Source organism: Kitasatospora sp. NPDC056446, assembly GCF_042796115.1.
GTDB lineage: Bacteria > Actinomycetota > Actinomycetes > Streptomycetales > Streptomycetaceae > Kitasatospora.
In genome coordinates, this window is record NZ_JBHTRF010000098.1 from 1 (window position 1) to 13,247 (window position 13,247).

Consider the following 13,247-nt stretch of genomic DNA (forward strand, 5'->3'; position numbering starts at 1 on the left):
ACCCGAAGCCCTACGTGTGGACCAAGACCGCCGACGAGATCCTCGAACGCCTCGCCGGATATCTGAAGCGAATTCCCGACTCAGGACACTAGGGCCCGTCCCGGATCCACTCGTCGGGCGAGTCCGGCCAGCAAAGCGGACAAATCGGTGAAATGCTGACAAAGATTTCCGTGCTCTCAGCCCCGCGCCCCCGGCGTGGTGACGAATCGGAGGCAGCCAGGTGACCCGTAAGAAGGAACACGCCCGCCCCCTGCCGGCCGGGCCCCGGCCGACCGGCCCCAGGGCCGCGCGCACCCGGCTGCCGGCGACGGTCGCGGTCGTCCTGGCGGCGGCCCTGGCCCTGGCCGGGTGCAGCAGCGGCTCGTCCTCCTCGGCGTCACCGCCGTCCTCGCCCTCGGCGGGTTCCTCCTCCGGCACCAAGCAGGCCTCCTCGGCCCCCGCGCAGAGCGGCAACCAGCTGCAGGACGCGTACCAGAAGGTGATCGCCGATGTGCTGCCCTCGGTGGTGCAGATCACCACCGGCGACAGCCTCGGCTCCGGGATCGTCTACGACGACAAGGGCGACATCGTCACCAACGCCCACGTGGTCGGCACCGCGACCACCTTCACCGTGACCCTCGCCAACAGCACCAAGGCGCTGGACGCCAGCCTGGTCGCCAGCTACCCCGACTCCGACCTCGCGGTGATCAAACTGGCCAGCCCGCCGAGCGGGCTCAAGCCCGCCGCGTTCGGCGACTCCGGCAAGGTCGAGCTCGGCCAGATCACCCTCGCCATGGGCAGCCCGCTCGGGCTCTCCAGCAGTGTCACCCAGGGCATCGTCTCGGCCACCGGCCGGACCGTCTCCGAGCCCCGGGGCGGCACCTCGCCGGGCGCCACCATCAGCAACATGGTGCAGACCTCGGCCGCCATCAACCCGGGCAACAGCGGCGGCGCGCTGGTCAACCTGGACAGCCAGGTGATCGGGATCAACACGCTCGCCGCGACCGAGCCCGAGGCCAACGGCGCGGCCGCCCCCGGCATCGGCTTCGCCATCCCGGCGTCCACCATCACCAGCATCGCCGACCAGCTGATCAAGCAGGGCAAGGTCACCAACTCCGGTCGCGCCGCGCTCGGGATCACCGCCCGGACCAGCTTCAACCAGCAGTTCCAGCCGGCCGGGGCGGTCATCGTGGCGGTCAGCCCGGGCGGGGCGGCCGCCTCCGCGGGGCTGCAGCCCGGCGACGTCATCACCAAGATCGGCGACACCCAGGTCGACTCGCTGAACGCGCTCACCACCGCGCTCGCCTCGCTCACCCCCGGCAGCAAGGCCACCGTCACCTACACCCGGGACGGCAACAGCAAGACCGCCGACGTCACCCTGGGCACGCTGGAAACCCCGTAGCCCCGGTACGGCGCCGTCGGACCGCACGCCGTGCAAGGGTTCCGCGGGCCGCCGCGCCGTACCGGACCGGCGCCGGGCCCCCGTCACTGCCTCGACGGGGGCCCGGCGCCGCTGCCGTGCCGGGCGGTCAGCGGCGGGCGGTGTGGGTGCGCCAGGGCAGCTCGACGGTGACGGTGGTCGGGCCGCCCTCCGGGCTCTCCACCAGGAACACCCCGTCCACCGCGCGGATCCGCTCGGCCAGCCCGCCCAGGCCGCTGCCCGGGTAGGGGGCGGCGCCGCCCTTGCCGTCGTCCTGGACCAGCACCATCAGCTGGTCGTCCGAGCGCCAGACGTCGACCGCGGCGGTACGGGCGCCGGCGTGCTTGGAGACATTGGTCAGCAGCTCGCTGACGGTGAAGTAGGCGATCCCCTCGACCGCCGAGTCCGGGCGCTCGGGCTCGCCGTCCGGACCGGTCAGGTCGACGTTCACCCGGACCCCGCCGGGGACGGTGCAGCGGGCCGCCACCGCGGACAGCGCGGCGTCCAGGCCCCGGTCGGTCAGGACGGCGGGGTGGATGCCCCGGGCCAGGTCGCGCAGCTCCTGGAGCGCCAGCTTCACCTCGCCGTGCGCGTTGTCGACCATCCTCGCGGCGGCCGCCATGTCCTCCTCGCTCTCCACCTCGCGCAGCCGCTCCTTGGCCATGCCGAGGTCCATCGCCAGCGCGACCAGCCGGGCCTGGGCGCCGTCGTGCAGGTCGCGCTCGATCCGGCGCAGGTCGGCGGCGGCGGTGTCGACCACGGTGCCGCGGTCGTCCTCCAGCTCGCGCACCCGCTCGGCCAGCGCGCCCGGGAAGAGCAGCGACTCGATCAGGATCCGGTCGGTCGCCGCCATGCCGCGGACCACCCAGGGCAGCACCGGCCAGAGCACCACGACCGAGACCACGGTCAGGGTGAAGCTGAGGATGCCCCACGGCAGCATCAGCACGTTGTAGAGCACGGTGCGCCAGTTCAGCAGGTCGGTCAGGTGCGCGATGGTGAAGGCGACCGCGCCCGGCCGGCGCGGGCGCACCGGCTCCGGCTCGTCGATCGCCGAGCCGTACGCGAACCGCGCCCGGCGGCGGCCCAGGACGCCCAGGGAGCGTTGGGCGGCCAGCCCGCCGGCCAGGATCGGCAGGCCGATCACGGTGATCGACAGCCCCAGGCCGACCGAGACCGTCGCGACGGCGAGGACGAAGCCCGCGATGCCGAGCGGCAGGTTCAGCAGCAACTGCCCGGCCTGGCGCCACATCCGTGCGCCGTACAGCGGTGGGCGCTCCATCCGGGCGTCCTGCTCCTTGACGGCGTCCACGGCGCGGCGGTGCAGCGGCTTCATCCGGATCCACCCTCCTTCTTCGATCGTGCGGCTGGACCCAAGCTTCCCGAACCGGGGGCGGTGGGTGCCATGGGGGTGATACATCTTCCCGGCCGGGGGTTATCCCCACCCCCGGCCCACCCCCGGCCCACCCCCGGCCCGCCGCCGGACCGGCCGCCGGGCCCCGCGCCGGAGTGTCCACGGGGCGTCTTGCGGAACGGGCAGGGTTCGGGTGGAGCCGGGGCGTCCCCTTAGACTCACGCATTGGCCATGGTTGCGATCGTGGTTGTGACCGTGCGAGGAAACGTCGTAGAACTGCCTTGAGGGGCGGGTCCACGTCCGAGGTGGAGGCGAAGGCATGGAGGGGCAGCACGCGGCTGCCGTCGCGGCCGACCCGGCTGCCGGCAGCGGCTACTTCGACGCGTACGCCGCGATGGGCCTGCTGGCCGTCGTCGGGGTGCTGTTCGTCGCCGTGGCGTTCACCGCCAACCGGCTGCTGCGGCCGGTGGTCCACTCGCCCGAGAAACTCCTCGCCTACGAGTGCGGTGTGGACCCGGTGGGCGAGGACTGGGCGCACACCCAGGTCCGGTACTACGTGTACGCCTTCCTGTACGTGATCTTCGCGGTCGACGCGATCTACCTGTTCCCGTGGGCGACCGTCTTCGCCACCGCCGGGTACGGGGCCGGAACGCTGATCGAGATGTTCCTCTTCATCGGCTTCCTCGCGGTCGGGCTGCTCTACGCCTGGAAGAAGGGCGTTCTGGAATGGACGTGACGCACTCCCACTCGCACTCGCACGGCGACCAGGGCGGTCCCGTCCCGCTCGGCCTGCCGGACCCGGCGCGCCCCGGCGCGGTCGAGCGCCGCGGCATCGGCCCGCTGGCCCGGCTCGCGCCGGACCCGGTCAAGGTGGTGCTCAACTGGGGCCGCCGCTACAGCCTCTGGTGCTTCAACTTCGGCCTGGCCTGCTGCGCGATCGAGTTCATCGCCGCCTCGATGGCCAAGCACGACTTCATCCGGATGGGTGTCATCCCGTTCGCGCCCGGCCCCCGGCAGGCCGACCTGATGATCGTCTCGGGCACGGTCACCGACAAGATGGCGCCCGCCGTCAAGCGCCTCTACGAGCAGATGCCCGAGCCGAAGTACGTCATCTCCTTCGGCGCCTGCTCCAACTCCGGCGGCCCCTACTGGGACTCGTACTCCGTCACCAAGGGCGTGGACCAGATCATCCCGGTCGACGTCTACGTGCCCGGCTGCCCGCCCCGGCCCGAGGCGCTGCTCCAGGGCATCCTCAAGCTCCAGGAGAAGATCGCCGAGGAGTCCCTGCCCGAGCGCTACGCCGCGCCCGCGGCGGCGCTGCGCCGTCCGCTGGTGGCGGGGCCCGCCGCCGGGTCCTCGAACGATGGAGGGGTCTCGTGACCACGGCCGAGCAGTGCGCGGCGTCGGTCGGGGAGTGGGCGACCGGCGCCGAGGCGTACGGGCTGATCACCGTCGACGTGCCGGCCGAGAACTGGATCGAGGCGCTCACCAACGCCCGTGACGTCCTCGGCCTCGGCTTCTTCGACTGGCTGAGCGCCGTCGACGAGCTCGCCGACGGCTTCTCCGTGGTCGCGCACCTGGCCGCCGTCGAGGCACCGGGCGTCCGGCACCTCGCGCTGCGCACCAGGGTGCCGCGCGACAAGGCGGCGCTGCCGACCGCCGTCTCCGTCTACGCCGGGGCCGGCTGGCACGAGCGCGAGACCCACGAGATGTTCGGCATCGACTTCCCCGGGCACCCCCACCTGGTCACCCTGCTGCTGCCGGACGGCTTCGAGGGGTACCCGCTGCGCAAGGAGTTCGTGCTCGCGGCCCGGGTCGCCAAGGCCTGGCCGGGGGCCAAGGAGCCGGGCGAGTCGGACCACGGCGACGGGCCCGCCCGGCGCAAGATGCAGCCGGCCGGCGTGCCGGACCCGAACGAGTGGGGGCCGCTCAAGGGCACCCTGCCGCCGGTCGCCGAGCGGCCCGCGCGCGGTGCGCGGGCGGCGGGCGCGGCGGCGCGCACGCCCCGGGCGGCCGGTGCCGCCCGTGCCGGTGCTGCCGCGGGCGCCGCTGCCGGTGCCGCTGCCGGTGCCGCCGCCGGTGTCGCCGCCGCTGAGGGGGCGCCCGTGCGGGTGGACCGGCCCCGGCGGACGCGCTCGGTGTCGGCGGGGTCCGCGAGCCAGGCGGCGGAGGCTGCTGCTGCCGGTGCTGCCGGTGCCGGTCCGGCGGCCGACGAGCCGAAGGCGGAGCGCCCGGCGCCCGCGCGGCCCGCGTCCTCCGACGCGCCCTGGCACAACCCGGTGCCGGCCCACGAGGAGAAGCCCTCGGACGGGAAGCCGGCCGAGACGCCGGCCCCGCCCGTCGAGCCGACGGAGTCGGCCGAGCGGGCCGAGCCGGTCGGGCCGGCGCAGAAGGACGAGACGGCGGCCGACCCGGCCGACCGGGACGGAGACGGCGCGTGAACCTGCTCGACACGGTGTTGCGCTGCGTCGCCACCCTGGTCGTCTTCCTGGTCTTCCCGCTGGTCATCGGCCAGACCGAGCACAAGGTCATGGCGCACATGCAGGGCCGGCTCGGCCCGATGTACGCGGGCGGCTTCCACGGCTGGGCGCAGCTCGTCGCCGACGGCGTGAAGTTCGCGCAGAAGGAGGACATCGTCCCGGCCGGGGCGGACCGCCGGATCTTCCAGCTGGCGCCCGCCGTCTCGCTGCTGCCGTACCTCTTCGTGCTGCTGGCGATCCCGGTCGGCCCGAACGGCTTCGTCGGCCAGGCGGTCGACGCCGGGCTGTTCTTCGTGCTGGCCGTGATGGGCGTCGGCGTGATCGGCAAGCTGATGGCCGGCTGGGCCTCGGCGAACAAGTTCTCGCTGCTCGGCGGCCTGCGCACGGCCGCGCAGCTGATGTCGTACGAGCTGCCGATGGTGCTGGCCGCCGCCTCGGTGGCGATGGCCGCCGGCACGCTCTCGCTGCCCGGGATCGTCGATTCCTGGCAGTGGTACTGGCTGCCCTGGCAGGTCATCGGCGCGTTCGTGTTCTTCACGGCCGGTCTGGCCGAGCTGCAGCGCCCGCCGTTCGACATGCCGGTCGCCGACTCGGAGATCATCTTCGGCGCGTACACCGAGTACACCGGTCTGCGCTTCGCCCTGTTCCTGCTGTCCGAGTACGTCGGCATCCTGGTGGTGTCCGCGCTGACGGCGGTGCTCTTCCTGGGCGGCTGGCACGGACCGCTGTCGGACCAGCTCGGCTGGCTGTGGATGATCCTCAAGACCTTCGCGCTGGCCTTCGTGGTCATCTGGCTGCGGGTCACCTACCCGCGTCTGCGCGAGGACCAGCTGATGCGTTTCGCGTGGACGGTGCTGATCCCGCTCGCGCTGGTCCAGCTGGCCCTCACCGGCATCATCAAGGTGGCGATCTCATGAGTTTCCCCGGTGTCGGCCTTGCCAAGGGCCTGGCCGTGACGCTGCGGACGATGACGAAGAAGACCGTCACGGCGCAGTACCCCGACGTCCAGCCGGTGCTGCCGCCGCGTTCGCGCGGCGTCATCGCACTGCTGGAGGAGAACTGCACGGTGTGCATGCTCTGCGCGCGCGAGTGCCCGGACTGGTGCATCTACATCGACTCCCACAAGGAGACGCTGCCCGCCGCCGAGCCGAACGCCCGGGCCCGCACCCGCAACGTGCTGGACCGGTTCGCCATCGACTTCTCGCTCTGCATGTACTGCGGGATCTGCATCGAGGTCTGCCCCTTCGACGCGCTGTTCTGGTCGCCGGAGTTCGAGTACGCGGAGACCGACATCCACGAGCTGACCCACGAGCGGGAGAAGCTCCGCGAGTGGATGTGGACCGTGCCGGCGCCGCCGGCGCTGGACCCGGCGGCCGAGGACCCCAAGGAGATCGCCACCGCGCGCAAGGCGGCGGACAAGCTGGCTGCCGCTGCTGCCGCTGCCGCTGCCGTTGCGGCCTCGGAAGCTTCGGAAGGGACGGGTGACGACGCATGAGTGCCACTGCCACGCTGCTCGCGGCGACCGGTTCCCTGGAGCCGGCCGCCCGTTCGTTCCTGTCCCCGACCGGGCAGGAGATCGTCTTCCTGCTGGTCGGCATCGCGGTGCTCGGCTCGGCCCTGGTCGCCGTCACCACCAAGCAGCTGGTGCACGCCGCGCTCTGGCTGGTGGTCGCGCTCGGCGGGCTGGCGGTGGAGTTCCTGCTGCTCACGGCCGAGTTCATCGCCTGGGTGCAGGTGCTGATCTACCTCGGCTCGGTGGTCGTGCTGGTGCTGTTCGGGCTGATGCTCACCAAGGCGCCGATCGGACGCTCGCCGGACGCCGACTCCAAGAACCGCTGGGTGGCCTTGGTCGTGGCGCTGGCCTCGGCCGGGACCCTGGTCACGCTGGTGGTCGACGCCTTCCGGACCTCCTGGATCGACCTCGGCGGGGGTGGCGGCTCGGCCGCCGTCACCGGGGCCAGCCTGTTCCGGAACTGGGTGCTGCCCTTCGAGGCGCTGTCCGTGCTGCTGCTGGCGGCCCTGGTCGGCGCGATCGTGCTGTCGCGCGGGGACCGGCGGCGGGTGCCGGCTCCCCGGGCGGGCAGGATCCGGGCCGGTCGGCCGGTCGGGTCGAACGGGACCGTCGCCGCGACCGCGCCCCGCACCGCTCCGGAGGCCGCTGAGGCCGCTGAGTCTGCCGGGGCTGCCGCTTCGTCTGCCTCGTCTGCCTCGTCCGCGTCGTCCGGGTCGTCCGCGTCGGAGGAGAGCTGATGCACCTCGCCTACCCCGTCGTCCTCGCCGCGCTGCTGTTCAGCGTCGGCGTGTACGGCGTGCTCGCCCGGCGCAACGCCGTCCTGGTGCTGATCTCGGTCGAGCTGATGCTCAACGCCGTCAACCTCAACCTGGTCGCCTTCGACGCCTGGCTGCGCGACTCGCTGCACGCCGGGCAGGCGCTCACCCTGTTCACCATCACCGTCGCCGCCGCCGAGATCGGCCTGGGGCTCGCCATCGTCCTGCTGCTGTTCCGGGCCCGGGGCACCGCGGACATCGACCGGGCCACCGTGCTCGGCGACCCGGCCGAGCCGCTCGCCGCCGAGGAGGCGCCGGTCGGAGCCGAGGCGCTGAAGGGCCAGGCCGCCGCATGAACCTCGCCCTGCCCGTACTCGTCCCCGCGCTGCCCGCGCTCGGCGCGGCCGCGACCCTGGCCGTCGGGAAGAAGGCGCCCGGGCTGGCCCGGCCGCTGGCGATCGTCCCGGTCGCCGTCTCGGCCGTGCTCGCCCTGGTGGTCGCCCTCCAGCTCGGCACCGGCCAGGTCCTCGACGCGGCCACCCGGTTCACCCCGACCGGCGGCCCGGACATCGCGCTCGCCCTCCACCTGGACGGCTTCAGCTCGCTGATCTCGGTGCTGGTCGGCCTGGTCGCCACCTGCGTCCAGGTCTACTCGACCGCGTACCTGGCGAAGGACCCGCGCTACCCCTCGTACGCGGCGCTGGTCTCGCTGTTCACCGCCGCGATGTTCCTGGTGGTCTACTCGGGCGACCTCATCGTGCTGCTGGTCGGTTGGGAGGTCATGGGCCTCTGCTCGTACTTCCTGATCGGCCACCACTGGGAGAGCGCGGACGCCCGCTCGGCCTCGCTCAAGGCCTTCCTGGTCACCAAGCTCGGCGACGTCCCCTTCCTGTTCGGGATCTTCCTGCTCGCCGCGGACGCCGGCAGCTTCCGGATCCCGGACGTGCTGGCCGCCGCGACCGAGGGCAGGCTCGGCCACCCGACGCTGGTCGCGCTGCTGCTGCTCGCCGGGGTGGCCGGCAAGAGCGCGCAGTTCCCGCTGCACACCTGGCTCCCCGACGCGATGGCCGGCCCGACGCCGGTCTCCGCGCTGATCCACGCCGCCACCATGGTCGCGGCCGGCATCTACCTGGTCGCCCGCCTGCTGCCGGTGTTCCTGCTGTCGGGCGCGGCACTGGTCGTGCTCGCGGTGATGGCCGCCGTGACGATGATCGGCTCGGCCCTGTGCGCGCTCGCCCAGGACGACCTCAAACGGGTGCTCGCCTACTCCACCGTCGGCCAGCTCGGCTACATGGCCGGCGCGCTGGCCACCGGGGACCGCGAGGCCTCCGTCTTCCACCTGGTCAGCCACGGCGCGTTCAAGGCCCTGCTGTTCCTGGCGGCCGGTGTGGTGATCCACGCCGCGCACACCAACTCGATCTCCGCGATGTCCCGGATCCCCGGGCTGCGCAAGCGCGTCCCGGACGCCTACTGGACGACGGGCATCGCGCTGGTCGCCCTGGCCGGGCTGCCGCCGTTCTCCGGCTTCTTCAGCAAGGAGGCGGTGCTGACCGCCGCCGAGCACGCCGCCAACGGCGAGGCGCTCACCAACGGGCTCGGCCCCGCCTCGGCGGTGCCGCAGGCGGCCGGGTGGATCGTGCTGATCTCGGCCGGACTCACCGCGCTGCTCACCGGGGCGTACGCGGCCCGGCTCTTCCTGGTCGCCTTCCACAGCCCGACCGGCACGGCCGTACCGGCGACCGCTTCGGCGGCTGCGGTTGCGGTTGCGGCTTCGGCGACCGCCGTCGCTCCGGCCGGGCCCGAGGCGGACGCGCCCTACTCGCCCGAGCCGGACGAGGCCGATCCGGCCACCGCCGAACCGCCCGCGATGCGCTGGCCGCTCTGGGTCCTGGCCGTCCCGACCATGGCCTTCGGCGTCGCCGGCCTGCGCTCGGACTGGCTGCCCGCGCTGCTCGACGGCGGCTCGCTGCGGCCCTCCGGGGTCACCGCCGTCACCGGCACCGGGCTCGCCCTGGTCGGCGTGCTCGCCGCCTACGGCGCCTGGCGCTCGGCGACCGCCCGGCTGGGCACCGGCCGTCCGGCCCCGGCCGGAGCCGTGGGCCGGGTGCCCGAGCAGGCCGGGGCCCCGGCCGCCGAGGTGATCGTCGCCGACCCCGGGCGCACCCTGCTGGGCCCGCTGTTCGGCCCGGCCCGGCACGGCTTCGGCGTCGACCGGCTGTACCACGCGCTGTTCGTCCGCCCGGTCCTCGCCGCCGCCCGACTGGTCCGCTTCCTCGACCGCGAGGTCGTGGAGACCTACGTGCGCGGCAGCGGAGCGGGCGCCAACCTGCTCGGCCGGGCCGTCCGGCTCGCCCAGACCGGCAACGCGCAGACGTACCTCAGCGCCCTGCTGGCCGGTGTCGTCCTGCTGGCCGTCCTGGTGGCGGTGTAGCCGGTGCCGCTCTCCTCCACCTCCGTCCCCTCGACCGCCGCACGTAGGAGCCCCCGATGAACGCAGTCCTCATCGCCCTCCTGGTGCTGCCGCTGCTCGGCGCCGCGCTCACCCTGGCGCCGGTCTTCGGACCGGACCGCGCGGCCGCCGACCGGCGGGCGCTGCGGCTGAACACCGTCGTCACCGGCGCGGTGCTCCTGCTCACCGTCGCCCTCGCGGCCGGCTTCGACCACGACGAACCCGCCCGGATGCAGGCCACCACCGACGTGTCCTGGATCCCGGCCCTGAACGTGCGCCTCCACCTCGGCGTGGACGGTATCTCGCTGCCGCTGATCGTGCTGACCGCGCTGCTCACCTTCCTCTGCGCGCTGTACTCGGAGAAGCGGCTGCCGAACGGCCCGGCCGGGGGCGGGGCCCCTGACGAGCGCCGTCCGTCCGCGCAGGCCTTCGTCGGGCTGTTCCTCCTCCTCGAAGTCGGCATGCTCGCCACCTTCGCGGTGCTGGACCTCCTGCTCTTCTTCCTGGCCTTCGAGATCGTGCTGATCCCGATGTACTTCCTGATCGCCCGCTGGGGGAGCGGAGCGAAGGCGCCGGCCGCCAACCGGTTCATCCTCTACACGCTGCTCGGCTCGGCCGTGATGCTGCTCGGCTTCCTGCTGATCGGCAGCAAGGCCGGGACCTTCGACATGCAGGCCCTGGCCGCCGCGCACGGCAGCGGCCTGAGCCACACCACCCAGGTGATCGCCGCGCTGGCGATCCTGGTCGGGCTCGCGGTCAAGGCCCCCGCCTGGCCGCTGCACAGCTGGCTCCCCGACGCGCACACCGCCGCCCCGACGGTGGGCTCGGTGCTGCTCGCCGGCGTGATGCTGAAGATGGGCACCTACGGACTGGTCCGCGTCCTCCTCCCGGTCGTGCCCGACGGCACCACCACGCTCGCCCCCTACCTGGGCGCGTTCGCCGCCGTCGGCATCGTCTACGGATCACTGGCCTGTCTGGCGCTCGCGCGCTCCGGCGCCAAGGGCGACCTCAAGCGCCTGATCGCGTACTCCTCCGTCGGCCACATGGGCTTCGTGCTGCTCGGCGTCGCCTCCCTCACCCCGGTGGGCGTCAACGGCGCGCTGTTCGCCAACATCGCCCACGGCCTGATCACCGGCCTGCTGTTCTTCGTCGTCGGAGCGCTCAAGGACCGCTACGGCACGGCGGACCTCGACACCCTCTCCGGCGCCACCGGTGCCGCCCTGTACGGCCGGGCGCCGCGACTGGGCGCGCTGCTCGCCTTCGCCGCCGTCGCCAGCCTGGGCCTGCCCGGCCTGGCCGGCTTCTGGGGCGAGCTGCTCGCCATGTTCGGCGCCTTCGACCCGGCCGAGGGCCTGTCACGCCCCGCCTTCGTCACCTACATGGTCCTGGCCGGCCTCGGCACCCTCCTCACCGCCGCGTACCTGCTGATCGTCGTCAAGCGCGTCTGCATGGGCGACCCCGAGCAGCCCGCGTCAGTGGCCGAAGTCGCCGACGTGCGCCCGTACGAGGCCGTCAGCTGGATGCCGCTGGCCGCGCTCACCCTGCTCGCCGGCCTCTGGCCCGCGCTGCTGCTCGGCCTCTCGAACCCCGCCGTCAAGCACCTCCTCGGGGGTGGCTGACCGTGCTCGCCGCCGCCCAGACCGCCGCACTCGGACCTCACTCCACGGGGCAGCACACTGTGACCTCCCTCGCCGTAGCCAACCCGGGCAGCCTGATCCAGTCCGTGGACTGGGTGGCGCTCGCGCCCCCGCTGATCGCCGCCGTGGCCGCCCTCGCCGTGCTGGTCACGGACCTGTTCCTGCCCGAGCGGCACAAGAAGTGGCTCGGCCGCCTCGCCGCGGCCGGACTCGCCCTCGCACTCATCGCACTCCTCCCCCTCACCGGTGGATCACCCCGAGCGACCTTCTGTGTGCAGAACGTAGCAGGGGGCACTGACAACGCCGGCTGCTCCTACGTCGCCGACCACTTCGCCCTGGTCTTCCAGCTGCTCGCCCTCGGCGGCGCGCTGATCGCGGCGCTGCTGTCGGCCCACACGGTCGACGACGAGAAGCTGCCCCGCGGCGAGTACTGGTTCCTGCTGCTCTCCAGCGCCACCGGCGCCGCCCTGCTCCCCGCCTCCCGGGACCTCGCCACCCTGGTGATCGCGCTGGAGGTCGCCTCGCTGCCCGCCTTCGCCCTGGTCGCGCTGCGCCGGGACGGCCGGGGGGCCGAGGCCGCGCTCAAGTTCTTCGTCTCCTCCGTCACCGCGACCGCCGTGATGCTGCTCGGCATCGGCTTCGTCTACGCGGCGAGCGGCAGCCTGCACCTCGGCGCCGTCGCCCAGGGCCTGGAGCACGCCCCCGCCCAGCTCAGGCCGCTGGCCGAGGCGGGCGCGGTGCTGACCCTGGTCGGCTTCGCGTTCAAGGTCGCCGCCGTCCCGTTCCACTTCTGGGTGCCCGACACCTACACCGGCGCCCCGCTGCCGGTGGCCGGCTACCTCTCGGTGGTCGGCAAGGCGGCCGGCCTCTCCGGGCTCGCGCTCGCCACCACCATCGCCTTCCGCCCGTACGCGCACACCTGGGGCCTGGCGCTCGCCGTGCTGGCCGCCGTCACCATGACCGTCGGCAACGTCGGCGCGCTGCGCCAGCGCTTCGACACCCGGTACAGCGCGGTGCGGCTGCTCGCCTGGTCCTCCGTCGGCCAGGCCGGGTACCTGCTGGTGCCGCTCGCCGCCGCCGGCTACGCGCCCACCGGGTCCGACCCGCTGGGCGCCACCGCCGCGTACGCGCTGATCTACGGCGTGGTGAACCTCGGCGCCTTCGGGGTGGTCGCGGCGGTCGGCCGCCGGGCCGGGACCAGCGTGGACGACTTCCGCGGCCTGTTCGCCCGCCGCCGCTGGACGGCGCTGGCCCTGGCCTTCTTCCTGCTCTGCCTGGCCGGGCTGCCGCCCGGTGTGATCGGTCTGTTCGGCAAGGTCGTGGTCTTCCGCGCGGCCGTCGACGCCGGGCTGGGCTGGCTGGCCGTGGTGATGGCCGTCAACGTGGTCGTCGCCCTCTACTACTACCTGCGGTGGACGGCGGGGCTGTTCGCCCCGGCGGCCGAGCAGCCGGCGGGTGCCACCCCCGGGGCCGGCGCCGAGCCCCGGCTGCCGGCGACCCTCACCGCGACGCTGGGGCTCACCGCCTCGGTGGCGGTGGTGCTGTCGGTGGCACCCCAGCTGGTCCTCCAGGTCGCGGGCGGCTCGCTGTTCTGACCGGGTGCCCGGCCGGGCCGGGCCCGAGGCGGCGTGGCCGGGTGCGGCCGGGTGTAGCCCCGTGTACG

At 73.5% G+C, this 13,247-nt stretch carries 12 protein-coding genes; 11 read left to right on the plus strand and 1 reads right to left on the minus strand.

The window, feature by feature from the left end; genetic code table 11:
- Positions 1-250 precede the first annotated feature (250 nt).
- Positions 251-1,381, plus strand: coding sequence for a S1C family serine protease (locus tag ACFQ6N_RS36080; protein WP_380658314.1), 1,131 nt, complete (start codon positions 251-253; stop codon positions 1,379-1,381).
- Between the two features lie 127 nt (positions 1,382-1,508).
- Here the strand turns inward: ACFQ6N_RS36080 and ACFQ6N_RS36085 are convergent, their stop codons facing one another.
- Complete coding sequence (locus ACFQ6N_RS36085; RefSeq protein WP_380658317.1) at positions 1,509-2,678, minus strand: sensor histidine kinase; 1,170 nt, start codon at positions 2,676-2,678, stop codon at positions 1,509-1,511.
- 391 nt (positions 2,679-3,069) lie between these two features.
- On the opposite strand from ACFQ6N_RS36085, the gene ACFQ6N_RS36090 reads away from it, so the two are divergent.
- Genes ACFQ6N_RS36090 through ACFQ6N_RS36135 form a run of 10 tightly spaced genes read left to right on the plus strand, consistent with a single transcriptional unit; the run spans position 3,070 to position 13,179 of the window.
- On the plus strand, positions 3,070-3,486 hold the full coding sequence (locus ACFQ6N_RS36090) for an NADH-quinone oxidoreductase subunit A (RefSeq protein ID WP_380658268.1): 417 nt from the start codon (positions 3,070-3,072) through the stop codon (positions 3,484-3,486).
- Positions 3,477-4,130 (plus strand): NADH-quinone oxidoreductase subunit B, encoded by a 654-nt coding sequence (locus ACFQ6N_RS36095; RefSeq protein WP_380658271.1) that lies wholly within the window; start codon positions 3,477-3,479, stop codon positions 4,128-4,130. Before ACFQ6N_RS36090 ends, ACFQ6N_RS36095 begins: the two co-directional genes overlap by 10 nt.
- On the plus strand, positions 4,127-5,191 hold the full coding sequence (locus tag ACFQ6N_RS36100; RefSeq protein WP_380658272.1) for an NADH-quinone oxidoreductase subunit C: 1,065 nt from the start codon (positions 4,127-4,129) through the stop codon (positions 5,189-5,191). Before ACFQ6N_RS36095 ends, ACFQ6N_RS36100 begins: the two co-directional genes overlap by 4 nt.
- Positions 5,188-6,147, plus strand: coding sequence for an NADH-quinone oxidoreductase subunit NuoH (gene nuoH / locus ACFQ6N_RS36105; protein WP_380658273.1), 960 nt, complete (start codon positions 5,188-5,190; stop codon positions 6,145-6,147). Before ACFQ6N_RS36100 ends, nuoH begins: the two co-directional genes overlap by 4 nt.
- The gene (locus tag ACFQ6N_RS36110) at positions 6,144-6,725 is read left to right on the plus strand and encodes a NuoI/complex I 23 kDa subunit family protein (RefSeq protein ID WP_380658275.1); all 582 of its coding nucleotides are present in this window, start codon (positions 6,144-6,146) and stop codon (positions 6,723-6,725) included. Before nuoH ends, ACFQ6N_RS36110 begins: the two co-directional genes overlap by 4 nt.
- Entirely contained in the window at positions 6,722-7,480 is a 759-nt protein-coding gene (locus ACFQ6N_RS36115; RefSeq protein ID WP_380658276.1) for an NADH-quinone oxidoreductase subunit J, read from the plus strand. The genes ACFQ6N_RS36110 and ACFQ6N_RS36115 overlap by 4 nt, the downstream gene beginning before the upstream one ends.
- Positions 7,480-7,854: an NADH-quinone oxidoreductase subunit NuoK gene (nuoK, locus tag ACFQ6N_RS36120; RefSeq protein ID WP_380658278.1), complete on the plus strand. Its 375-nt coding sequence runs from the start codon at positions 7,480-7,482 to the stop codon at positions 7,852-7,854. Before ACFQ6N_RS36115 ends, nuoK begins: the two co-directional genes overlap by 1 nt.
- Positions 7,851-9,929, plus strand: a complete 2,079-nt coding sequence (locus tag ACFQ6N_RS36125) for an NADH-quinone oxidoreductase subunit L (protein WP_380658281.1) — start codon at positions 7,851-7,853, stop codon at positions 9,927-9,929. Before nuoK ends, ACFQ6N_RS36125 begins: the two co-directional genes overlap by 4 nt.
- A gap of 56 nt (positions 9,930-9,985) precedes the next feature.
- A complete protein-coding gene (locus ACFQ6N_RS36130) occupies positions 9,986-11,566 on the plus strand; it encodes a NuoM family protein (protein WP_380658283.1) in 1,581 nt (526 codons plus the stop codon).
- 59 nt (positions 11,567-11,625) lie between these two features.
- Positions 11,626-13,179, plus strand: coding sequence for an NADH-quinone oxidoreductase subunit N (locus ACFQ6N_RS36135; protein WP_380658285.1), 1,554 nt, complete (start codon positions 11,626-11,628; stop codon positions 13,177-13,179).
- Positions 13,180-13,247 lie beyond the last annotated feature (68 nt).